This is a genomic window from Rosistilla ulvae (assembly GCF_007741475.1).
Lineage (GTDB): Bacteria > Planctomycetota > Planctomycetia > Pirellulales > Pirellulaceae > Rosistilla > Rosistilla ulvae.
Genome location: NZ_CP036261.1, coordinates 4,561,693 through 4,585,708, shown reverse-complemented (window position 1 = coordinate 4,585,708; position 24,016 = coordinate 4,561,693). Strand labels below are relative to the sequence as shown.

The window sequence follows — 24,016 nt, the reverse complement described above, 5'->3', positions numbered from 1 at the left end:
GCCGATTCCGGCCGCTGACGCCTCGTCATGCCCGCCTCGAACTAATCTGAACCGAAGAGTAGCAATGTTTGCAGAAACCGATGGCAGCCGCAAAACGATTGGCGATGTGGACGTTCTGTTTCACGACGGCCTTTACCATTTGTTCCACCTCGTGTTGCCCAATCACGATTTTATCGCGCACGCGGTCAGCACCGACGCGATCAATTGGCGACGCGTGAACAATGCGCTCTTCATCGGCGACCCCGGCAGCTGGGACGACCTGATGTTGTGGACGATGCACATCTCTCCCGATCCGCACAAACCGGGATCGTGGCGGATGTTTTACACCGGGTTGTCGCGGCGCGATCAAGGAAAGTACCAACGCTTGGGGATGGCGGTCAGCGACGATCTGTACCGTTGGAAGAAGACGCCGGTCCATTGGCAGGACCATCGCGGTCCGCGAGATCCCGAACGGGTGAAGCAGGCGGTGCGAGAGAGTCGTTCGCAGGAGGCCGATGCGCGGCATGCGACGTTCGACGCGGAGAGCTGTTTTCCGCTGGAGCCCGATCCGAAGTACTACGAGTCGTCGTTGGATGAAGGGCGACACTGGATCAGTTTCCGCGATCCGTTTTATTACCACGACGGCAAGGCGGGATGGTTGTTAGCGGCCGGGCGGATCAACACCGGGCCGATCGTTCGCCGCGGTTGCGTGGCGCTCATGAAGGAAGTCGAACCGAATCGTTTTGTCGCTCAACCGCCGCTGCACCATCCGCGGTTGTACGACGACATCGAAGTCCCCAACGCGATCTGCGTCGACGACGACCACTATTTGATCGGCAGCATCCGCGAGGACGCCAAGATCCGCTATTGGCACACCAAGAAGATCGGCGATTCGTGGCTCAGCTACCACGACAACGTCTTGTTGGCTCAAGGGAATTACGCTGGCCGCGTTTGTCGCGACGACAAGGGCTGGCTGTTGTGGAATTTCTATTCGATGGATATCGGCGATCGGACGGCGGAGAATTTGATGCCGCCGCCGAAACGCTTGGTCAAGAATGGCGAAGGGATGTTGCGGGCGGTGACCTTCGAAGGGATCGACGCTTACGTTCGCGAACCGGTTGATTCGCGGTGCATCCACAGCTTGGTCGACGATGCGGGACCGCGGGTCGAATATTGTCGCGTCGATGGCGGCCATCTGGACCTCGCGTGCGACAGCGGATTCCAGGCGTTTGTCTTCGATGAGACGCTCGACCACTTCCGCTTTCAAGCGATGCTGCAGATGAAAGGCGTCGGCAAATGCGGCTTGGTTTTCCGGGCTGATCCGGAGACGCGAGACGGATATTATCTGTCGCTCGATATGCTCAAAGAAGTCGCACAACTGCGTGCTTGGGGGACGGGCGAAGCTGGCAGCGGTGAGCACATGATGCAGTTCCGGCCGCTGCAAACGGGGTTTTGGTATTCGGAGATCCGAACCGAAGCCGAGGTCCAGTTGATCGTCTTCGGCAGCTATATCGAGCTGTCGATCAATGGCAGAGTCGTCTTGTCGCTAGCCGATCAGACGTTTTCGAAAGGACATCTGGGAGTCTATCTGGAAACCGCGGAGCTGCGAGTTTCCGATATCCAGCTCGAACGCCTCGCTTCGCCCAGCCAAACCGACGACCACCTGGCGAGCGGTTGAGCCATTCGGCACGCAATCTGGCGTCTCCCCACTCAATGCTCTTTCAGGGGGTTGCGCTGCTTGCTGCGAACGATCGCGTCTGGAACGCATCGCAAGCGTACTTTCGCGTCACAGTGTGAGAGGCACTTATTGACCTGCCTGTAGCGGAGTGGTGTGTGGTGTTGTCGCTCCCTTTGGATTGGACGCATCTCGATCGTTCGAGTGATTGTCGGATAGCGTGCTGGCGAGCGGGAGATGGACGGTGACCGTGGTTCCTTGATCCAGTTGTGATGCGATCTGCATCGTGCCGCCGTGGTTGGCGATGATTCCTTGAGCGATGGATAAGCCGAGTCCGCTGCCGCCGTGTACCCGCGACCGCGCTTTGTCGGCTCGGTAGAAGCGTTCTGCGACGTGAGCAAGGTCGGATTCGCTGATCCCAATTCCGTTGTCCCGCAGGATCAATTCGACCGACGAATCTACGATGGCAACGGAAAGCACCGCCTCCCCATGGGGACGGTTATAGGCGACGCTGTTCTTCAGTAGATTGAAGATGACGCGTTCGATTTGCTTTGGATCGCCCGAAACAATCGCGGGCTCAAGTTCGCTGCGAAGATTCACCTCCGCCTGCTGTGCCACGGGACGCATCAGGTCGATGCACCGCGCGGCTACAAGATCGACTCGTACCGACACGCGTTCGGTCGGCTGGCTCGAAAAGTCGAGGCGAGCCAAGGTGAGCAGCGATTCGACGAGATCGGACAGCCGTTCGCTTGCGGAGCTGCAGGTTGTCAGCGTCTTGATGTATTCTTCGGAGGTCCGTTCCCGTTTCAAGGCGAGTTCGATTTGAGACTGGATCACCGCCAAGGGGGTCCGCAATTCGTGCGACGCATCGGCGGCGAACTGCCGTTGTTGATCGAACGAACGTTCCACGCGATCGAAGGCGTCGTTGAGGATCGTCGCCAGTTGACCTAGCTCCGACTCGGTCTCCACGACGTTGATCCTCGGCGACATGTCGGCTGCGGAAAAACGGGAGGCGGCATCGGAGATCGCCGCGATCGGACGAAGGACCGACCGCGCCAGCCACCATCCTCCGCACAGCCCCGCCGCGAGGATCAGCATTGCAAACGCAGCGATCCGCAGCGCGAGTCGATTTAGCTCGGCAATCTCGCTGCCGATGTCTCGTCCGACAAGGATCAGCGATCCCGCCGGACCGACGATTCGGACTTCGCGAAGGATCGCGTTGGGGCCGTCTCGCTCTGGCGCTTCGGGCTGCGATTGACTTGGTTTCAGCGAAAATCCTTCCGGCAACCGCTCCGATTTCAGTTGCCGACCATCTTCCAGCCAGATGCCGAAGTAGGGTTCCGGTTGGTTGTCGCGTCGGTCCGCAAGCTCCCGGGGAAGGGAGAGCCGCAGATGGTCGTCGGCCGCAAGAAGCTCGTTGAGCGGGCGCTCTGTTGTGTCGAAGCCCCGCAGATCGAAACCGCGGAGGCTGCCGTCGAGAACGCGCGCTGCGGAGGTGAGTTCGGCATCGATTTCATTCAGCCGCGCGCGACGCGCTTGGAGAAACCACGCCGTGCAAAGTCCCACGACGACGCTGACCAGGATCGCGGCATGCCACATCTGCAGACGCCAGGCGATCGATTGGGGCAACGAACGCCTGGGGGAATCGTGGGCTGGCTGTGGGCGACCGTCGACGGAGAGATCGCGGGCGAGGTTAGGTTTCGATGATATAGCCATGTCCTCGACGTGTGGTCACGAAGTTCTTGCCAAGCTTCTTGCGAATGTTGTAGATGTGCACGTCGACAAGATTCGAGAGCGAGTCTTCGTTCTCATCGAAGACATGATCGTAAACGGTGCTGCGCGACACGAGTTCACCTCGATTGAGGGCCAGTAGTTCAACGAGTGTGTATTCCCGAGCCGTTAGGTCGACGGGGTGGCCTTCTTTTGCAACCGTTCGATTGGCCGTGTTGATGACAACCGAACCGATGACGATTTCGGCCTTCGCTTGACCGTGACTTCGCCGGATCAGAGCTCGAACGCGGGCCGATAGTTCGGAGAGCGAAAAAGGTTTGCACAAATAGTCGTCGGCGCCGCGGTCGAGCCCCCGCACTCGCTCCTCCACCGTGTCGCGGGCGGTAAGGATGAGCACCGGCGTGGCGTGCGTTTTGCGCAGTTGGGCTAGCAGTTCCCAGCCGTCGATCTCTGGCAGCATCAGGTCGAGCACGATCGCATCGTAGCTCCACTGCCTCGCCTTCTGTAGACCGGTCCGTCCGTCGGCGGCTTCGTCGACGGCGTAGTGTTCTTCTCGCAGCGACGTTGCAACGGCGTCTCGTAGACCTGGCTCATCTTCGACGACTAGAACTCGCATCAATCATCCCCGGCGTGGAGGCCGACGGTCGTCGGGACGCGGTGGCGGCGGCCCACCGCCGCGGCGATCGTCTTGGTGGGGACGTCGTTTGTAAGTTTCCGTTCGCGTCTTCCCATCGGGTTCCTTGTAGATGAACTTCCATGTCTCCGAATCGACGGGCGAATAGGTGACTGTTCCGGTTTGGCCCCGCAGCCGATACGTCAACACGGATTGTTCTTTTGACGTCTTAAAATCGGTGATCGTCGCGCCGCGCAACGGTTGCAAAGCGGGACGTAGCGGTGAGTCGCGCGGTTGTGGTTCGATCTGATCGCCGCGAACCGTCACGACACCTCGCATCCCGCCGTTGATATAAGGATACGTCGTCGTGGCATGATAGTGATATCGCCCCTGGGGATCAAATTGGCCATTGAACTCGTCCAGCTTGCCGACGGGAGAACCATCGGCCTCGGTCAATCCGTAGATCGGAAAGCCATCCAAGGCGAAGGCGATCGGATTGCCGGGGCCCACAATTTTCTGGAGGTGAACCGGAGCGACGTGATAGTGGTAGTCGTCGCCTCTGCCGCAGTGGCCTCCGAATTCATCCAGCTCGCCAGCGAGAAAGGCATCGTCCCCGCGGTTGTTGAGTGCATTAAAGATCGGGACTCCGTTGACTGCCAACGCGATCGCTCCACGATAGAGATTGTCTTTCGCGGAGATCGGTTTATCAGCCAACTTGGGATGCAGCGGAATCTGCCAGGCGTTGTTGCCGGTGAAAGGTTGCGGCAGTGGAACTTGTTGTTGCCAAGATCGAATCCCAACCATCATGTTGTGGTCCGGCAGGCCATTGGATTCGACAAAAAGGGTGTTGGCATCCCAGCGAACCTTCAAGTCGTCAAATTTCTTAAAGTGTTGGGCAATCGCTGGCTCGTCGTTTTGGGTGCTCACCAATGTCGTCCCGATCAGAATGTATTGAGGCGATGTATTGATTTGCTCGATCGCCCGTTGAACCTCGGGCTGAGAGGACTGGGAATGATCGCGTTGATCGGAATGGTTGTTTGTGGCGTGCGAATGCTGGTCAGTTGAATGATGGTGACTGTGGTGCTGATGCCATTCGTGCGCCGACACGGAGAGTGGAACAAGCATCGCGACCGCGAAACCGAGCGAGAATCGAAACGTCGATATCATGTTGAGTTCTCTTTCTTATCGATGGCGAGTTCAATGGTTCTTTGCGCGCAGCCAGCGTTGCCGAGTTGCCGATTCACGCGCGGCGGAACGCTGTGGTTGAGATCAAATCAGTTCGATTCAAGGATGGGAAACCGCTTCGGTTGGCTTCCGTCGGGAGGTGAATCGACTGTCAGCCGAAAGAGAACTGTGTTATCGAGTTCCAGATCGTCGGCCCAAATGAACTTCGCCCCTTCGAAATCGTATTGGTAGAAGGGACGCTTGGGCCTTACTGTCTGTTCGTCGTACGCTTTAGCCGCCTGCCACAAAGAGTCATCGAAATCGATCGCGAACCAGTTCTCGGGGAGCTCTTCGTGGACGACTCGCGGATCGCGGGTGTCTCGGTCGATCGGGCCGTAAGAGACCGATTTCGCCTTCCAATGCGGTCCGGTCACCGTGCCGTCGGCCAGCTTCAGAATGAACCCGCCATCGCCGATCTGCGTGTTGTTGTATTCCATCCCCGTCTTGGCGTCGGCGTTGTCTTTTGCGATCACCGCCAGTGTCATCGGGTACTTGGGGAAGACGTCGACTGAAATTACGTTGTGCGGCATGAACCGGATCGAATCGACAGCGACCAGTTCGCCATTGATGTACAGCGAGAACCAATTGTCGGCGTAGACGTTCAATCGCAGCGTGTCTTCGATCTCCGGTTTTTCGCCTCCGCCGGGCCGAGGTGGGCGGCGACCTTCGCCACGCTGTGCCAAACTGGCCCCAGTCGTCCAAAGGACTGTCGTGGCAATGGCGACCAGCAAAAGGGCTGTCGCTGGCTTTCGATACGATTTGTTCATGGGATCACCCAACGCGATGAGGTTTGTTCTGGTCGAGCCTCCGTGGCATCGTTTCAGGTCATCGTAGAACGGCGTACCTGAAGTTGAGATGAAGCGTCGCTGGAATAGTATTTTCACTACACGCTACCGAGACAGCGCCGTTAGCCCAGTGATCCGCCAGTTGGCGTTGCGATCATCGTTCCAGCAAGAACTTCCACATTCGTGGCGACTGTGTCCGCCAACTGACCCAGTCGCTACCGGTGGCGGTGGCTTCGGTCGTGACGTCGTGTCCGCCGTCGGCGAGGATCTTTGCGACATTCACAGCCTGGAGGCCCATGTTCCAGTTCTCCGCTGGGTTGCGGAATTCATAGCGACTCCTCTGCACAAGAACCCTGCATCGCTCGTTCGGTAATTGGGCGAGTTGCTGGAACATCGGATGCATCATTTCAAACGCGAACAGGGAATGGCATCCCACCGATCCAATTTGATCGCTTACCGGAAGCGTGGCCATCAGCGCGAGCGACGCACCAAATCCGCCGCTCAGGCTCGCGCGGTCCTTTCGGTCAGCGGAGGTGCGGTATTCGCGATCGATCATCGGAATCAGCTCTTTGGCAAAGAACTCGGCATAGCCCTTCGCTCCTTGCATCGGATAGAACCGCTTGTCGATGAAAACAACCACTGCCGGACGAACCGTTTTCGATTGAATCAAGCGATCGATGATCGCCACTTGGTTGCCACTTTGCATGGCGGATTTGCCATCGTGGACATAGACGACGGGGTAGCGGTCCTTCGATTCCGAATAGTTGGGGGGCAGATAGATCGAAAGGTCGACCGTCTGGTTCAGTTCGTCGCTTTGCAATTGTGTCTCATCTATCGAGCCAGCGGGCTTGTCGCTCGAGACGTCGACGTCGATTGCGGCTTCATCGACGACGTTCCCTTTGTCGAACCAGGAAAGTTCAAGCGACGACTTGGCCTTCCGGAAGATCGGCTCCATCTCGCCCGCGACCAGACTGCTGGTGACGTGACGATCCGACACCGGATCGAGCACCGGTTGGTAGTCGGCATAAAAGACGTACGAAAGCCGCGTTGCGTCGGGGATGCGGACTCCAAAATAGAACAACTTGGTTCCATCGACGCGTTGCATCACCCGTTCTTGCCGCATTCCAAACAGTTCGCTTGCCACGGCAACATCGGTGTAGTCGCCTTGCAGGATGAAGTGGACGAAATCGCCGTCGATCAGCGGCAGCGACTTGTCTTTCAAATAGCTGTCGATGACCGCTTGTTTGTTGTCCGATGCGTCGACGGTTTTCAAGAACGATGCGAAACCAGGCGACACCTGCGACCCTTCGGCGGCGACCGATTCGGCTCGCGTTCCCGGTTCGATATCGATCCGAGCGATCGCGCCGAGGCTGCGCAGGTAGATCGAACGGCCCGCGATCGAAGGTAAGGCCCACATCAGTCCATCGGTTCCATCGTCACCCTTTTCAAAGACTTGCACCTTCGTCACTTCGTCGTAGCCATCTTCGGAAACGTCGCCGATGTGCAGCGAGCCATCGATCGTGGCAACAACTAACCTTCCGGCGACGGTCGCGAGGAAACCGTTGCTGGGCGATCGGGTTCGCCATCGTTGGTCCCCTGTCTCGGGATCGACGGCGACGAGGAAACGGGAGGAATACGAACAGAGCAGCCCGCCCGAGATGACCGGCACACAATAGGAGTTGCGAATGTTGCGTCCCGACCAGCGCTCGGTGGCCCCGTTGGATTGAAGGTTCAGGCTGGTGGAGCCATCTCGCATGTCATTAATAAAGAGTCCTGAACCGGGCAGCGGAACCGGAAGCACAGCTGAGGCTCCGCCGTGCGGTCGGGACCAAATGACTTTTCCTGTGGTTGGTTCGATGGCGAACAGCGTCGTGTTCCCTGCGACGAGTACTACCGACTTCCCATCGACCTGAACCGGTACGGCGGACTGGAAGGCGACGCCATCTTTGCCCGCTTTCCATTTGACTTCGCCCGTCGCTGCGTCGAATCCCATCACAGCGCTGTCGTCGGATCCAACGGGGAGGATCAACATGCCGGCGTGCACGATCGGCGACGCTCCAAATCCGTAGACGTTTGAGGCCGCGGAATATTCTTTCTTCAAGTCGTGCTGCCAAACCACGCTCCCATCTTCCAATGCATACGCCGTCAGGATGCCGTGCGGTGAAAGGTGATAGGCGCGAACATCATCTGCGGCAGGTGTTGCCACCGGACCGTCGAACGATCCGTTCGCCCCGATCATGACCTTCCCGGTCGGCGTTTTCCAAAGCGTCTCCCCAGTTTCTGTAGACATCGCAAAGACGTATTCCTGGTCGGCTTCCACATCTGCCATCGCAGATACCAGCAGGCCACCCGATTTCACGACACCGGAATAGCCACTGCCGACCGGATGTTTCCAAACAACCTTCAATTGCAATGGACCGCTGGATAGTTCCCCATCGTCGATTGCCGCCGAACCGTCGTGCTGCGGCCCGCGAAGCGAAGGCCAGTCATCCGCGACGCATGCAACCGCAAGCAGCCCGCAGACAAATAGTCCAACCAGGCAGGGACGTGTTAGCTGACTTGTGTTGGTGATCATGAGTAGCGGCCAGTGGGTGCGAAGAGAAGAACGTTCCTGCGAGCAAGCCTATTCAAACCTGTTCGACACGATCGCGTAATTTGTTGACATGTCTATTGTTTATGTGTCAGTCGGGCAGTGTCAATCCGACGGGCATGCGTCGACGAACCTACAGAGGCCTGTTTCCGATCCGCGGTTCCGTCTCCCCGTTCTAACGCACGCGGGAGTCCCTTTGCACCACACGCTCGTTCGGAAGTGCTCCAGAGGGGGGGCTTCTCCGCCGGGATGAAAGTTTTTTTCCATCATTTTTCCGTGCGGGTAACCGCCGGTGTCGGTACCCCCAAAGTTGCGGCAGTTGGAGCGGCGATTGACGCCATCGTTACGGCAACGCAGTGACCGCATGGGCTTCCGCCTCGCTGGCGTGCTGGCCGACGAACCGTGCCGACTGGAGAGCGGTTCCTAACAAGGGGGAGTGCTCAGCCCGAGAAGCACCTCAAAGTGTGGGTGGATTCCGTTGCAAACAATGCCAAGCAAACGCTGGTCAACTTTTGAGTCGCGTCTATGAACCTTCCGAGGGGAAGTCCGGTGAGGCTTCATGGTGGGGGAAACGGACTTAGATGTCAGACGACCTAGGTATAGCGGAGGATTATGAGATGAGAAAAGCAAAATGGATCGGTGTGACCGCACTCTTGGCGGCGTTGGTATTTGTTGGAAAAGGAAGCGCCGACTACGAAACGGCTGCTTATGATGTTGTCGAGAAAGAGGGGGAATTCGAGATTCGCGATTACCCCGAGCTTGTCATGGCGAGCACGGCGATGGGAGCTTCCGGCGGCAACGGAAGTTTCATGCGGTTGTTTGGTTACATAAGCGGATCTAATCAAGCGAAACAAAAGGTTGCGATGACGACGCCTGTACTTATGAAACCGTCGGCTGAACAAGACGCGGGTTCGATGAGTTTTGTCGTTCCGAAGCAAGTCGCTGACGAGGGAACTCCGGCACCTTCGCGGCAGGATGTGAACATAACAAAGCGACCTGCGGGACGGTTCGCGGTGATTCGATTTTCCGGACGCATGAACGACACAATGCGAGAAGAGGCCCAACAGAAACTTCGCGATTGGGTCGAGGCGAAGGGTTTGAAAGCTGGCGAGTCGATGGAATACGCCAGCTACGATCCTCCTTTCACTCCCGCTCCCTTGCGTCGCAACGAAGTCTTTTTACGATTGCAATCCGACGAAGTGCAGACCGAAAGGGTTCAAGTATCGTCACCGTAATCGCAGAAGAAAAGAGATGGGAAATTATCGAGAAGGCGGAAGCTCGATGGATCTCGTAGAACACGAGCCAGATTCGGAACGGCTCGCCTTTTTGATAGACCTCCAGAAAACCAGTTGAAGCTTCGAATGAACCCATCGATAGACAATGTAAAAGACACGCAGCTGCGCGATGAGATCAGTTACCTCGGTGCGATGCTGGGTGAGATCATCCAGGACTTCGAAGGGGAGGAAGCGTTTGAGTTAGTCGAGGAGCTGCGGCGGTTGGCGTGGGAGCGTCGCGAGGGGAGCGAGTCGGCAGAGCAAGAAATGCTCAGCCGGATCTCAGAACTGGACGAGCATCAATCGGCGGTCGTGATCCGGGCGTTCAGTTTGTTCCTGGACTTGATGAACGTCGTCGAGGATCGCGCTCGGGTTCGCGTGCTGAACGAGCGTTCGGCAAAACTGTGGCCCAAACCGGTTCCCGAATCGATCGGCAGCGCGGTCGAAACGCTGCGAGCGGGAGGACGCGACGCAACCGCGATGCAATCGATCGTGGATCAATTGCATGTCGAACTGGTATTCACCGCCCATCCGACCGAAGCGAAGCGACGATCGCAGCGGACGCATCTATCGCTGCTGCGGACTCTGATGGCGTCGATCGATCGCGAGGCGGACCCACAGCAGAAATCGCGGTTGGAAGAACAGATGCTTCGCCAAGTCGCATTGGCGTGGCAGACCGATCTGACGCGATCGCGGCGACCGACCGTACTGGAAGAGGTCGCTCGGGGGCTCTCCTTTAAACCCGTGCTATGGCGTGAGATCCCGCGGATCACCGAAGAGCTGAACCAATCGCTGTCGGATCAGTTCGGTCCGCAGGTCGCCGCGACGAAGCCATTGATCACTTTCGGTACTTGGATCGGTGGTGACCGCGATGGGCATCCTGGCGTCACGTCACCGGTCACCGAATCGACCTTTGAATGGTTGCGACGCGAGGCGCTCGCCTTTCATTCGCGAACCTGCGAACAATTTTCGTACTCCTTGAGCGTTTCCGAAACGCAGCTCCCCTTGCCGCCAACGCTTCGCGCGGCGATCGACGAAGCGACGCAGCAGTATCCCGAGCTGGAAGAGCACTTGGCTTTCCTGCCCTCGACCGAACTCTGTCGACTGTGGCTCAACACGATCGGTTGGCGGTTGAAGCAGACCGAAAAAATGTCGCTGTCAAGCGGCACCGGAGTCCGCGGCGCGTATGCCAATGCAGAGGGTTTGCTCGCAGACGTCTCGCTGCTCGCCGACGCGATTGGGCAGACGGTGGCGGCGAAGTATCTCAGCGAAGACCTGCGAACTTGGGTGACGCAGATCCGCACCTTCGGATTCTATCTGGCTCGGTTGGATGTTCGTCAGAATTCAAAAGTCCATCGCGAAACGCTCGACGAATTGTTGATCGCCACCGGTCTGTGTGAAGCTCCACAAGATTTGACCGAAGTCGAACGCATGGCGCTGTTGGAGAAGACGCTCTCGCCCCAGCTGCAGTTGCCGACTGAAGAAGTCTCAGAGACCGGTCAAGAAGTGTTGGCGACGTTCGACGTCTTGCACCGTGTCTCGACTCGTTATGGTCAGACGGGGATCGGGGCCTTGATCGTCAGCATGACCTCGACGGCCAGCGACATCCTGACGTTGTTGTGGTTGTGGCGGCACACGTCGAAGCCGTCGGTAAGTTACAAAGTCCCGCCGCTGGTACCGTTGTTCGAGACGATCAGCGACCTGCAGGCCGCTCCCGAAATCATGGAGAGTCTGCTGCGATGCGAGTCGTATCGCGAGGCATTGTCGGCGCATCAAGATCGTCAGTGGATCATGCTTGGTTATTCGGACAGCACGAAAGACGGCGGTTATTTGGCGGCCAGCTGGGATCTCTACAAGGCACAACAAACGCTGGCCTCGGTCGCCAAGCAACACGATGTGCGGCTGACCTTCTTCCACGGTCGCGGCGGCTCGCTCGGTCGCGGCGGCGGACCCGCGGCGCGGAGCATTCTGTCGCTGCCACATGGAACGTTTGATGGCACGTTGCGATTGACCGAACAAGGGGAAGTGCTGGCCGACCGGTACGACGACCAAGCGATTGCCCATCGCCATCTGGAGCAAGTCGTGTGGTCGTCGCTGTTGGCGGCGGATCACGCACAACGCTCTCCCGAACCGGCGTGGATCGATTGCCTGGACAGCGCCGCACGCGTCTCGTTGGCTCACTACCGCGAGCTGTTAGAAGCGGACGATTTCGTCGCCTTCTTCCGCGACACGACGCCATTGACGGAGATCGAACAACTGCCGATCGGCTCGCGTCCGTCACGCCGGAAACCGGAAGGTGGATTGTCCGATCTGCGAGCGATCCCGTGGGTCTTCTCCTGGACGCAGGCCCGCTGTCTGTTGCCGGCGTGGTACGGCGTGGGAACTGCATTGGCGAAATTGAACGCCGATTCGCCCGACGTGGCTCGCGAGATGTATCAACAGTGGTGGTACTTCCGCGATCTTGTCGACAACGCCGAACTGGCGCTCGCCAAATCGGACATGAAGGTATTTCAGCACTATATGCGTTTGACCGCGGGCAGCCCCGGCGAGACTTGGATCGCCGACCGGATCCAGAAGGAATATGAGACCAGTCGCCAACAGATCCTGGCCCTGAGTGGCGGGAGCGAATTGTTGGATGGGACGCCGTGGCTGAAGGAATCGATCCGCGTTCGCAATCGGTTCATCGATCCACTGAATCTGTTGCAAGTGGAGCTGTTGCGGCGTCGCCGTCAATCGGATCCCGACGCGGCTGCGGCCGACAAACAACAGGTCTTGCTGCGATTGACCGTCAACGGGCTTGCCGCAGGTTTGCGGACCAGCGGCTAAGAAATAGCTCCAAACCTGGCAGCAACCTGGACTTAGGATGAAAGTGGACGGACGATGGAAGATGCCGGAGCCCGTTCTTTTGAGCCGGAAAAGGTTGCCGACGATCGACCCGCGATGCGGATGAACCTTATCAAACGACTTCTCACCAACTTATGAAACAACCGAAATCTCAATGTGTCGGTGCGGTTGCCATTTTGGAAAAATTGGCGAGTGCGAATCCGATCCTTGAACGCGACGCACCGCGCCGTGCGATGTTTGAAGTGGTTGAGGCGTGGCCCGGTGATCCGCACCGGTTGTGGTGGAAATGGTTCAGCGAGGCGGCGATCAGTCTTGGCTTGCGAACCAAGACGATCGATGGCTCTCTCGATGAAGTTTCCCGTTTGGCGGGGCTTCGCGCGCCGCTGATCTTCTATCGCGAACAAGCCAGCGATGGGAAAGCCGAATGGCTTGGGATCGTCGCGGCAAACCGCAAGAAGTTCCAAGTCGTGGTGGCAAGCGAAGAAACCGAAGCCACGCACAGCGTGTCGCCACGCGGCCTGCGTAGAATGCTTCGCGATTTCGCCAACGAAGACAAGCTGCGATGCGTGGTGGTTCAAGCGGACAAATCGCTTTCGATGGAAGCGAGCGGCCCCGATAAGAAGCTGGAACCGAACGAACGTTTGTGGCAATTGCTGCGTCCGGAATCGTCCGATATTTGGTTGGTGGTTCTGTTCGCGTTTGTCGTCTCGCTGCTGATGCTGGCTTCGCCGATGGCGGTCGAGGCGTTGGTCAACACGGTGGCGTTTGGACGGTTCTTGCAACCGATCGTGATCTTGTCGGCGATCCTGTTGACGTTCCTCAGCTTCCAAGGTGCGATTCGCGGGTTGCAGACGTACGTCGTCGAGGTGATCCAACGCCGTCTGTTCGCTCGGGTCGCGGGTGACCTCGCGTTCCGATTGCCTCGCGTGGAAACCGAGCCGATCGACGGGAAGCATCTGCCGGAGGTGGTCAATCGATTTTTCGACATCACGACGATCCAAAAGGTCGCGGCGCAATTGCTGTTGGATGGCGTGGGGCTTGTGCTAAATACGTTCATCGGGATGGCGGTGCTTGCCTTTTATCACCCTTGGCTGCTCGGTTTCGACATCTTCCTTGTCGTCGCGATAGCGATCATCGTGTTTGGCCTTGGCCGCGGTGCTGTGGCGAGTGCGGTCAAAGAATCGAAACAAAAGTATCTCATGGCTAGCTGGCTAGAAGACATCGCCCGCTGCCCGACGGCCTTCCGCAGCGATGGCGGAGCGGACTTTGCAATGGTCCGTGCCGACCGCTTTGTCGCTCAATACCTCGCAGCGCGCAGCAGCCACTTTCGGATCGTGATGCGACAGGTGTTGTTCGCGCTGGGACTGCAAGCGGTCTCCAGCACAATCTTGCTCGGCTTGGGAGGCTGGTTGGTGGTGGCCGGCGAATTGACGTTGGGCCAGCTGGTGGCGGCGGAACTGATTGTGACGGTGATCGTCGGGGCGTTTGCCAAGTTCGGAAAACATATGGAGAGTTTCTACGACCTGTTGGCGTCGGTCGACAAGCTGGGGATCCTATTCGATCTTCGCACGCAACGCGACGACGGCATGCTGAGTCTGGATACGACTCAGCCGGCCAGCCTTGAATTACATGCGTTGACCTACAAATGGGACGGCGCCGCCGCGATCCTGAATGAAGTGGACGCGTCGGTCGAAGGGGGCGAGCGGGTTGCGATCCTCGGCAGGTCGGGCAGCGGGAAGAGCACGTTGTTGGATTTGATCTTCGGTCTGCGCAGTCCGACAGCCGGCTTCTTGACGATCGATGGCACCGATCCCCGCGATTTACGCCCCGATGTGTTGCGCGCACGCGTGGCGATCGCCCGCCCCGAAGTGTTTCATGCTTCGGTGGAAGAGAATGTGGATCTGCGTCGCGACGACGTGACCTCCACCGAGGTCCGCGACGTCTTGCGTTCGTTGGGCCTGCTGGACGCGGTGCTGCGATTGAAAGATGGGTGCGATACCGAACTGACGAGCGATGGGGCTCCATTATCGACGAATCAGTCGCGGATCTTGACGCTCGCCCGCGCCACGATCGGCCGGCCGGGACTGCTGTTGATCGACGGCGTGTTGGATGGGCTCGGAGGAACCGAACTCGAACAGTGTCTCGAGTATTTGATGGCACCGCATCAGCCATGGACTTTAATCGTCGCGACGTGTCGGGAAGACATCGCGGCCCGATTTACGCGTACGATGGAACTAGGATCCCAGGCCGCTGCGGATTCCGATTTTCATGGTGGAGTCGCACGATGAAAGTAGCTGCAGAAGAACCGTCGTCGCCGCAAGCTTTGCTACCGCAGAGACCGCGTCGTATGTTGGCGCCGGCGGCTTACAGTGAAGCGGCCTTTCCGTCGCTGCGATTGGCAAGGTCATCGCGTTTAGCGCGGCGGATCGGTAAAGTGTTGTTGGTCGTTCTTGTCGTCGCCACGTTTGCGGTGGCGATCGCCCCGTGGCAACAATCGATCAAAGGTTCCGGAACGGTGATCGCATTTGCGCCGTTCGAACGGCAACAAACGATCCAAACTCCGATCAAGGGACGGATCGTTCGATTGGGAGACAACATCGTCGAGAACGGTTTTGTCCGGAAGGGCGATCTGATCGTAGAGGTCGCCGATATCGACCCCGAATATCTCGGCCGACTCGAGAGTCAGCTGGACGCTTCTCAGCGTCAGGTCGCCGCGGCTGAGACGTTGTGGCGGGCGAGCGAACGCAACCGCGACGCTGCCATGATGGTCGTCAGTTCGATCGAAGCTCAAGTCAAAGCGTATGAGTTAGTCAAGAAGCAGGTCGTCGCCGCCGCGGATGCCGATGTCGAGTCGGCACGCAACAAAATCCAGGCCGAGCAGCAACAGTTGGCCGAGCAGCAGGCGGCGCTCGCGCAAGTCCAGGCTGACTTCGATCGGCAGCGTATGTTGTACGACGAGAAGATCGCTTCGCAATCCAAGTTCCAATCAGCGCAGCGGAAACTGAAAGAGGCCCAGGCGAAGGTCGAGAAATCGAAAGCTTACGTGAGGGCTGCCCAAAGCGAATTGGAGAGCAAGCAGAGTGATCGGCAAGCGAAGGAGCAGAAGGCCCAAGTCGACATCGATTACGCCACCGCGACGCTCCGCAAAGCGACAGCGGACATCGCCAAATCGGAAAGCGAAGTCGCGAAGGCAGAATCCGATCTGACGAAATCGCAGAAGGATCTATTGGATAGCGAAACAAAAGTCGCGCGGCAGCGGCGTCAGGAGATTTTGGCTCCGTTCGATGGCTATTTGACGCGGATCACCGCCAATCAAAACAGCCAGGTTCTCAAAGAGGGAGGCGTGATCTGCACGATCGTCCCCGATACCACCGACCGCGCCGTGCAAATCTGGCTCGATGGCAACGATGCGCCACTCGTGGAGGCAGGGCGGCATGTCCGACTGCAGTTCGAGGGTTGGCCAGCAATTCAATTTTCAGGTTGGCCAGCGGTCGCCGTCGGCACGTTCGGCGGCCAAGTGGTCTCAGTCGATGCTACCGACGATGGCAAAGGGAAGTTTCGGATCCTCGTCCAACCCGAGGAATCGGGACAGCAGTGGCCCAGCGATCGTTTCCTTCGTCAGGGCGTTCGGACCAACGGCTGGGTGCTGCTGGAACGCGTGCCGCTGTGGTACGAGATCTGGCGGAATATGAACGGCTTCCCGCCGGTTGTTTCGACCGAAGAGCCCAAGAACAGCAAGCCGCCTAAACTGCCGAAGCCTTAGTGCGAATAAGGGGGCGACGGTTGGTTGGACGAACCGAAAACCGGGTGTCAAGCTTTGCCATGGTGGCACAACCGTCAAAATCTGGATGCGGCTGAGCCAGCAAAACCAAGCGTACCGATTCTAACTGTAGTGCGACTTATCTGGTTTCATTGCAAGTTATGGTTTAAACGGTTTCTAAGTGACTCGTCAAGATTCCCATCGACAACGAGCCCAGCCGATCGCGTTAGCGTATGCAGCGTTGATCGCCCTCGCTTTCGTTGGCTGTCGAGCGGGCAATAACGGGCCGAAGTCATCGAGCAACTTTGCCGCGCCTGCAATGGTCGCTCAGCCTACCAGCGCGGAATCGCTTGCCACTGCAGAGACGCTCGCAGCACCAGTGGATGTTGATGCCGCGCCATTCTCACTAGCATCCCACACGACGCGACCGCAAGCGGGCCAGACGTCCGCCGCTCCGAACGCTAGCGTTCCTGCCGTAGATTCTGCCACGAAGGTCGACAAAGCATCACGCGGGCCCAACCTGCAAGAAGCTTTGCCCTTCCGGTTGACGTTCGATGAATCCGATCGCAGCGGCGAAGAGACCGATCCACCGACGCCCGGCACGTCGGATGCGACGCTGGCCGAACCGTTGGCCGCTCCCGAGCCAGACGTGGTTGCCCCGGTATCACTGATCGAAGTTGTCGCTTCGATCCATGCGACCTTCCCGCTGTTGGAAGTCGCTTATCAGGACTACCAAATCGCCGCTGGCAAGCAGACCGCAGCGTGGGGCGCGTTCGATACAAAGTTAAAAGCGTCGAGTGAGAACGGCCCGCTAGGATACTACGAAACCTACCGCAACGGAGCAGGTTTTGAACAGCCTGTCTATCGTGGCGGCGAGGTGTTTGGTGGCTACCGGATCGGTCGCGGTGAATTTCAACCTTGGTATCTGGAGCGCCAGACAAATGATGGGGGCGAGTTCAAAGCGGGCTTTAACGTTCCGCTGTTGAAGGATCGCCAGATCGATGCGCGACGAGCGGAGCTGTGGCGTGCGAACTACGATCGTCAACTGGCGCTCCCCGAGATCCGATCCCAGCTGATCCAGTTTGTTCGCGACGGCAGTGTCACGTACTGGAGCTGGGTGGCGGCGACGCAGCAGTACAAAATTGGAGAGCAAGCTCTCGCATTGGCTACGACTCGGAATCAACAGTTGAAGCGGAAGGTCGATCTGGGCGACATCGATCCGCCGGTGCTGCAAGACAACCTGCGAGCCATCGCGCAGCGAGAAGCCAAGCTGATCGACATGCAACGCAAGCAACATCAGACCGCCGTCAAGTTGTCGTTGTTCTATCGCACGCCCGACGGGATGCCGATTGTCGTCGACGATTCGATCGAGGTCGCATTTCCAATGCCGACCGCCGTCGTTCGCGAACGGTTCGAAACCGATGTCGCCCAAGCTTTACTGCAGCGTCCCGAGTTTGCGGCGCTTAATTTGCAAGCCCGACGCGCGGGGGTCGATTTGTCCGAGGGACGCAACGATGCCCTGCCGACGATCGATGCCCAGCTGATTGGCTCGCAAGACGTCGGGGCGCCCACGAGTAGCAAACGGGATAAGTCGCCGTTCGAATTGGAGGCGGGGCTGTTTGTGGAGGTCCCCGCGCAGCGTCGCAAAGCGGCGGGCAAGATGCAAGCAGCGCGTGCTAAGCTGACGCAGATTGCAGCGAAGCGACAGTACACGTCGGACAAGGTTCGGGCCGAACTCGAGTCCGCGTTTATCGCGCTAGATGCGGCCTACGAACGGCTGCAACAGGCGGAGGAATCGACGCGATTGTCGGACTACATCGCCGATGTCGAACGTCGCAAGTTCGACCTTGGCGAGAGCGATCTGCTGGCGGTCGTGTTGCGCGAGCAATACGCTATCGAAGCGGCGATCTACGAGATCGATGCCAAGCTGGAATATTACATCGCCAGAGCGGATTACGACGCGGCGATGGCGATCGATTGGCCACAATAGTCGGCCGTAAGTTTCAGCTCTCCAACTCGTCGTCGGCCGCATCCTCGATGCTTCCTTTCTAACGCGAGTTTCTGCGTTCTGCGGATCTGCAACGAACCTTCGCCGATCGAATCGGCACGTCGATTGCATGATGGTGGATGTGAACCAATCAACTCACACATCCCCCACACGAACTCGATGAATACATTTTCCACGTTCGCTCTCTCTGCCGCCATTGGCTATACGGGACTCAAAATCACCCGAGCTGTTGCTCGCCGCAAACGAAACTTCGCCTGGCAAAACAAACGCGTCGTCATCACTGGCGGTTCGCGCGGGCTTGGTTTGGTGATTGCCCGACAGCTGGCCGACCAAGGTGCTCGAATCGCGATCACCGCTCGCGGTGAAGAGGATCTTGCTGCTGCGGCGGACGAGTTACGCGCTCGCGGTGCCGAGGTGATCTCGCAAACCTGTGATGTTCGCCAACCGGAACAAGTGACTCGCTTCATCGATCAAGTGGTTCAGCGTTACGGTGGCGTCGATGTCCTGATCAACGTCGCGGGGATCATCACAGTGGGCCCACTCGATGCGATGGAGTTCGGTGACTTCGCCGACTCGATGAACACAAACTGTTGGGGTGCATTGCACACGTCGAAGGCGGTGCTGCCGCACATGCGGTCCGCCGGATGGGGACGAATCGTCAACATCGCGTCGCTGGGCGGCAAGCGAGCCGTCCCGCATATGCTCCCCTACGCAGCCAGTAAGTTTGCGTTGGTGGGGCTGTCCAACGGAATGCGGGCGGAACTGAAACAAGAGAACATTTTTGTCACGACAGCTTGCCCCGGATTGATGCGAACGGGGAGCCCGCGGAACGCCAACTTCAAAGGCCAGCATCGCGACGAATACGCTTGGTTCAGTATCGGCGATTCTCTACCGGTGATGTCGATGGACGCTGCGACGGCGGCGACGCAGATCTTGGACGCATGCCAGCAAGGACGCGGCGAAGTCTTCATCCACAGTCCGTGGAACATGACGATCGCCCTGCAAAACCTTTGTCCCGAACTGACGCAAGAAATTCTCGCCTTGGCCGCGATGGTTCTTCCGAAAATGGGAGGCATCGGTCGCGATTCCGCCAAGGGGCACGAGAGCCAATCGGCTTGGTCACGGTCGGTACTCACCACGCTGACGCAGCGTGCGGCCGCGATGAACAACCAGTTGTAGCAAATTTGGCCTGTCCTCGCTTTGCACAGTCTTTGCTACAACAGCTGCTGTATGGCATGGGGGGGAGACACTTAACGGAGGGGAGGCGGTCCGAACCAAACGGGAGTGCCGAAAACGATTTGCTGTAACGGTCGAGTCAGTGACTGCGATCGATTGGATTGGTGAATCAACCGGATCGTGTTCCCATAAACGTGAAACGGTCGCCCCGGGCGTTCGTGGACAGGCATCGCTTGGACCTGGGTGCGATAAGCTCCCCTTGGCAGAATCACGGGACTCCAGCCAGTTGGCGATTCTGCGTCCAGCGACACTTGAAAAATTGAAACGATGAAGAGGAAGGCGAACAGTCGATTCATGTTCATTTTTGATCAATACCCTAAACTTCCGTTAGTTATCCGATGTAGCCGTACTGGACCGGCCAGTCCGTAAAAAGCCGACAGCATGCCGGAAGCCCTGATTGAGGCTACTTCGCAAATTCACGGCGAGTCGTCATGCACCTGAATATATTCATAACCTTGTGCTTGCCAGCACGCAAAACTCGGGATTGGCCGATTTGGCAATAGCCTAGCGGCCCCCTCTTTTAGGATCGCTGTCTTTGGTTTAGCGGACGGGTTCCGAACGTTTGTCAAACAGAAGTTCTGTCGGCGTTGTGACATGGATCTCGCAACATGCGGGAGAAATGCACGGGCACACCGGAACGCGGGAGCAATATCACCCATCCGACGTGAAGTTTGGATGAATTCAACCGTTGGTTTCGCAGGATCCGCAGCCCTGGGTTTACTGTGTAGTGGTTCGAGGTGGACACACCCAGCTCCAACGGTTGGTGAATTTCTAGCTTGCTATTTTCTGCAGCGCACGCGCCATGGATACGGTGAATGGGACTGGCGTTTCGTTGAGTTTCACTTCCGATGCGCAGTGGACGAGTGGTTCGAATGGCGGGTTTGCAAAACAAATTTGCTGGATATGGATAGTCATAAATTATAGAATCCGAGACCTAATCGCTTTTGGATCCGTCCTGACACTTCGGAAGGAGGGGGCTTTGTGATGGAAATCGAAAGTTTTCAGAGGCCTCGCTTTCCAACATAGCACACAATCTACATAGACTCGGTGTGGTAGCACTTTTCCAAACGGATAAATCCAACTGTGGTTCATTCGCGTAAGCGTCAAGCGCTGCGGCGAAATCTCAATCCGTCATCTCTTAAAAACGAATTCAATGAAATTTTCTTTTGGTCGAGGGCTTCGGACATTCGCCATTCTCGGCGCAATGGCCTCAGCCGGCAGTGGTTCCGCGTTGGCTCAAGTCTCTCAAGAAATGCTGCGAGCGATCGGCATGCCCGACTCGGTCGAGACGCCGATCGGCAAGCTGGAGTTTTTTGACGGCGTTCCCAACAACGCCACCATCGACAAACTGTACGACAACCTCGACCGGATGCGGGCTGTCGAGGTCTACCTCAACAACCAGGGTGCCGCGTCGTTAAATGCGATGTGGAAAGGAAATGCAGGGATCGGTGCGGACGCTTCCAACAAGGTCACGATTACCGAGCAGCTGCTGAAACCGGAGTCACTCTACCTCACGGGGAACACCTCGACTCTATACGCCCTCACCTATCTCGATCTGAAGACCGACGGACCGTTGGTGGTCGAGCTTCCGCCGGGCATGTTGGGGTTCCTGGACGACGCCTGGTTTCGCTTCGTCGAAAACCTTGGCGTGATCGGTCCGGACCGAGGCAAGGGGGGCAAATATTTGCTGCTTCCCCCGGACTACACCGGCGCCGACCCCGAGGGCTTTTTCATCGTCAAGCTTCCGACCTACAACAACCTGATGTTTCTGCGCGGATCGATCGCGAAGGGGCTGAAACCTGCGGTGGAGAACATCAAGTCGAAGCTGCGGATCTATCCACTCGCCAAAGCGGACGATCCTCCCGCCACCGAGTTCATTAACTTTTCCGGCACCAGTTACAGCACGATCGTCTCTCGCGACATCAGCTTCTTTGAAGACCTCAACGAATTGGTCCAGGCCGAGCCGATCGATGCCATCGGACCGGAGATGCGAGGCCAATTGGCGGCGATTGGGATCGTCAAGGGGAAACCTTTTGAACCCGATGACCGGATGAAAAAGCTATTGAACGAAGCTGCCACGCTCGGCAACGCCACCGCGCGTGCGATCACCTACCAACCGCGTATCGACGGCGTCTTCATCTACCCCGACACGAACAGCGCCTGGACAACGGCATACGCCAACAAGAACACGTCGTTCGAGGCGGACGGCGCGATGGGGCTAGATGCACGACCGCTGTTCTACTTCAACGCGACCGGCGTCACGCCCGCGATGGCGACCAGCCACGCCGGAGCAGGATCCGACTATGCCTTGGCATATTTGGACGCCGACAAAAATGCGTTCGACGGCGCGAAAACGTACAAGCTTCACCTGCCGCCCAATGTGCCAATCAACAATTTCTGGGCGGTCACGATTTACGACACGCAGACGCGGTCACTGCTGCAAACCAGCCAGACCTTTCCGACCGTCGGCAGCCAGAGCGAAGGCTTCCAGAAAAACGAAGACGGTTCCTACGATGTCTATTTCGGTCCGAAAGCTCCTGTAGGCAAGGAGAGCAATTGGCTCGAAACCATCCCCGGCAAGAGTTGGTTCACGATTTTGAGGATGTACGGTCCGCTGGAAGCATGGATCGAAAAGACCTGGCGGCCTGGAGAGATTGAGCTCGTCGAATAGTTCGGCGGTTCGATTTTTGAACACGCAAACCGCGGCGTTGCCAAACGCCCTCGATTGAGAATCAAATACAGCCTTTTCACCCTTTAGTCCCGATAGCGAATCCCATGAAAACCTATTCGATCGCCTACGCGGCTGTCACTGCCGTCGCGGTCACATTCATCGCAAGTGGGCGACACGACGTCGGCGCGGCTGACGCGCCGACGGTTCCTTCTCCTACGGAAACGAAAGCGCTCGCCGAGCAAGGGTTCATATACGGGCTGCCGATAGTGATGAATTATGCCGTGATGTATGAATACGCTGTCGACAAAGGGGGCAGCCAGTTCAAGGCCCCGTTCAACCAGTTGAAGAACGAGCCGCGTGTTTACACCTACAAGGACACCGCGGTTATCACACCCAACAGCGACACGCCCTACTCCTTCACATGGCTCGATCTGCGAGCCGAGCCGATCGTGCTGACCGTCCCGGCTGTCGAGAAGGAACGCTATTACGCCGTCATGATGTGCGACGGAAATACCTACAACTACGGCTACATTGGCAGCCGTGCCACCGGCAACGATGCCGGCAGCTACATGGTCGTCGGTCCCGATTGGAAAGGCGAAAAGCCCGAAGGCATCAACGAAGTCTTCACCTCCACCACGCCCTTCTCGCTGGTCGCGTATCGGACCCAGTTGTTCGATCCCGCAGACATGCCAAACGTGATCAAGGTCCAGGATGGCTACAAGGTGGAACCGCTTTCCGCCTTCCTTAAACAACCCGCACCTGAGGCCGCCCCGGCGATCGACTTCATTCCGGCGACCACCGCCGGTATCAAGGAGAACTTCTGGAGCTATCTGGATGCGGCGCTTCAATATGTTCCCGAGACGAAGATGGACAAGGAGATCCGCACCAAGCTTGCGACGATCGGCATCGGCCCGAACAAAACATTCGAGATGAAAGAACTTTCGCCAGAGCACAAAAATGCGATCATCGATGGGATGAAGGCGGGGGACGAAAAGATCAGCACCTACCTGGCTTCCGGTATGACCAACGTCAATGGTTGGCAGATCGGGTCGCTGCCGGGGGACGAAGCTCACTACAACGGCGACTGGCTGATGCGCTCCGGCACCGCCAAGGCCGGACTTTATGGCAACAGCGCCGCCGAGGCCGTCTACCCGCTGACTCGCGTGGATGGCAATGGTGAGACGCTCGATTGCAGCAAGAACAACTACACGATCACCTTCCCTGCAGGGCAATACCCGCCGGTGAATGCGTTTTGGTCGGTGACGATGTACGACGGCAAGTCCCAGTATCTGATCGAGAACCCGATTAACCGCTACCTGATCAATTCACCGATGATTCCGAACATGAAGAAGGGAGACGATGGATCTCTCACCCTGTACATCCAAAAAAACAATCCCGGCGGCGATCTGGAAGCCAACTGGTTACCGGCACCAAATGACACAGTCTATTTGGTGATGCGGCTCTACTGGCCAACGACCGAAGCTCCGTCGGTCCTTCCGCCCGGCAAAGGCAGTTGGAAGCCACCAGGCATCGTGAAGGCGAAGTGATCGCCTTTTGATTCTGATCCAGGCGGGCCGGACATTTCCAGTCCAACCCGCTCACTTAAGCAACCCATGACAATGCAAA

General features: G+C 57.8%; 14 protein-coding genes. 9 read left to right on the top strand and 5 right to left on the bottom strand.

Features of this window, described 5'->3' with window-relative positions:
• Positions 1-64: 64 nt before the first annotated feature.
• Positions 65-1,657, top strand: a complete 1,593-nt coding sequence (locus tag EC9_RS16160) for a glycoside hydrolase family protein (protein WP_145288795.1) — start codon at positions 65-67, stop codon at positions 1,655-1,657.
• Positions 1,658-1,783: 126 nt separating this feature from the next.
• Here the strand turns inward: EC9_RS16160 and EC9_RS16155 are convergent, their stop codons facing one another.
• The 5 genes from EC9_RS16155 to EC9_RS16135 form a co-directional block, all read right to left on the bottom strand.
• Entirely contained in the window at positions 1,784-3,370 is a 1,587-nt protein-coding gene (locus EC9_RS16155) for a sensor histidine kinase (protein ID WP_145346767.1), read from the bottom strand.
• Positions 3,348-4,001: a response regulator transcription factor gene (locus EC9_RS16150; RefSeq protein WP_145346765.1), complete on the bottom strand. Its 654-nt coding sequence runs from the start codon at positions 3,999-4,001 to the stop codon at positions 3,348-3,350. The genes EC9_RS16155 and EC9_RS16150 overlap by 23 nt, the downstream gene beginning before the upstream one ends.
• 3 nt (positions 4,002-4,004) lie before the next feature.
• On the bottom strand, positions 4,005-5,165 hold the full coding sequence (locus EC9_RS16145; protein ID WP_145346763.1) for a YHYH protein: 1,161 nt from the start codon (positions 5,163-5,165) through the stop codon (positions 4,005-4,007).
• A 107-nt stretch (positions 5,166-5,272) separates the two neighbouring features.
• A complete protein-coding gene (locus EC9_RS16140; RefSeq protein WP_218934190.1) occupies positions 5,273-5,989 on the bottom strand; it encodes a hypothetical protein in 717 nt (238 codons plus the stop codon).
• A 172-nt stretch (positions 5,990-6,161) separates the two neighbouring features.
• Entirely contained in the window at positions 6,162-8,582 is a 2,421-nt protein-coding gene (locus EC9_RS16135) for an outer membrane protein assembly factor BamB family protein (protein WP_145346761.1), read from the bottom strand.
• A gap of 632 nt (positions 8,583-9,214) precedes the next feature.
• Between EC9_RS16135 and EC9_RS16130 the strand changes: the two genes are divergently transcribed.
• The 8 genes from EC9_RS16130 (at position 9,215) to EC9_RS16090 (ending at position 23,937) form a co-directional block, all read left to right on the top strand.
• Complete coding sequence (locus EC9_RS16130; protein WP_145346759.1) at positions 9,215-9,832, top strand: SOUL family heme-binding protein; 618 nt, start codon at positions 9,215-9,217, stop codon at positions 9,830-9,832.
• A 126-nt stretch (positions 9,833-9,958) separates the two neighbouring features.
• A complete protein-coding gene (gene ppc, locus EC9_RS16125; protein ID WP_145346757.1) occupies positions 9,959-12,697 on the top strand; it encodes a phosphoenolpyruvate carboxylase in 2,739 nt (912 codons plus the stop codon).
• Positions 12,698-12,849: 152 nt separating this feature from the next.
• Positions 12,850-15,003, top strand: a complete 2,154-nt coding sequence (locus EC9_RS16120) for a peptidase domain-containing ABC transporter (protein ID WP_145346755.1) — start codon at positions 12,850-12,852, stop codon at positions 15,001-15,003.
• Positions 15,000-16,478 carry an HlyD family secretion protein gene (locus EC9_RS16115; RefSeq protein ID WP_246105720.1) on the top strand — a complete coding sequence of 493 codons (1,479 nt, stop codon included), beginning with the start codon at positions 15,000-15,002 and terminating at the stop codon, positions 16,476-16,478. The genes EC9_RS16120 and EC9_RS16115 overlap by 4 nt, the downstream gene beginning before the upstream one ends.
• A 529-nt stretch (positions 16,479-17,007) precedes the next feature.
• Positions 17,008-18,465 carry a TolC family protein gene (locus tag EC9_RS16110; RefSeq protein WP_218934189.1) on the top strand — a complete coding sequence of 486 codons (1,458 nt, stop codon included), beginning with the start codon at positions 17,008-17,010 and terminating at the stop codon, positions 18,463-18,465.
• 177 nt (positions 18,466-18,642) lie between these two features.
• Positions 18,643-19,662 carry an SDR family NAD(P)-dependent oxidoreductase gene (locus EC9_RS16105; RefSeq protein ID WP_145346751.1) on the top strand — a complete coding sequence of 340 codons (1,020 nt, stop codon included), beginning with the start codon at positions 18,643-18,645 and terminating at the stop codon, positions 19,660-19,662.
• Between the two features lie 1,261 nt (positions 19,663-20,923).
• Positions 20,924-22,390: a DUF1254 domain-containing protein gene (locus EC9_RS16095; RefSeq protein WP_145346749.1), complete on the top strand. Its 1,467-nt coding sequence runs from the start codon at positions 20,924-20,926 to the stop codon at positions 22,388-22,390.
• Between the two features lie 104 nt (positions 22,391-22,494).
• Positions 22,495-23,937 (top strand): DUF1254 domain-containing protein, encoded by a 1,443-nt coding sequence (locus tag EC9_RS16090; protein WP_145346747.1) that lies wholly within the window; start codon positions 22,495-22,497, stop codon positions 23,935-23,937.
• The last annotated feature ends 79 nt before the right edge of the window (positions 23,938-24,016 follow it).

Bases quoted from the DNA above. Each gene is read 5' to 3' on its own strand.
- EC9_RS16135 (WP_145346761.1), bottom strand. From the start codon at position 8,582: ATGATCACCAACACAAGTCAGCTAACACGTCCCTGCCTGGTTGGACTA.
- EC9_RS16105 (WP_145346751.1), top strand. From the start codon at position 18,643: ATGAATACATTTTCCACGTTCGCTCTCTCTGCCGCCATTGGCTATACG.
- EC9_RS16150 (WP_145346765.1), bottom strand. From the start codon at position 4,001: ATGCGAGTTCTAGTCGTCGAAGATGAGCCAGGTCTACGAGACGCCGTT.
- EC9_RS16130 (WP_145346759.1), top strand. From the start codon at position 9,215: ATGAGAAAAGCAAAATGGATCGGTGTGACCGCACTCTTGGCGGCGTTG.
- EC9_RS16145 (WP_145346763.1), bottom strand. From the start codon at position 5,165: ATGATATCGACGTTTCGATTCTCGCTCGGTTTCGCGGTCGCGATGCTT.
- EC9_RS16115 (WP_246105720.1), top strand. From the start codon at position 15,000: ATGAAAGTAGCTGCAGAAGAACCGTCGTCGCCGCAAGCTTTGCTACCG.
- EC9_RS16140 (WP_218934190.1), bottom strand. From the start codon at position 5,989: ATGAACAAATCGTATCGAAAGCCAGCGACAGCCCTTTTGCTGGTCGCC.
- ppc (WP_145346757.1), top strand. From the start codon at position 9,959: ATGAACCCATCGATAGACAATGTAAAAGACACGCAGCTGCGCGATGAG.
- EC9_RS16160 (WP_145288795.1), top strand. From the start codon at position 65: ATGTTTGCAGAAACCGATGGCAGCCGCAAAACGATTGGCGATGTGGAC.
- EC9_RS16120 (WP_145346755.1), top strand. From the start codon at position 12,850: ATGAAACAACCGAAATCTCAATGTGTCGGTGCGGTTGCCATTTTGGAA.
- EC9_RS16090 (WP_145346747.1), top strand. From the start codon at position 22,495: ATGAAAACCTATTCGATCGCCTACGCGGCTGTCACTGCCGTCGCGGTC.
- EC9_RS16095 (WP_145346749.1), top strand. From the start codon at position 20,924: ATGGCCTCAGCCGGCAGTGGTTCCGCGTTGGCTCAAGTCTCTCAAGAA.
- EC9_RS16155 (WP_145346767.1), bottom strand. From the start codon at position 3,370: ATGGCTATATCATCGAAACCTAACCTCGCCCGCGATCTCTCCGTCGAC.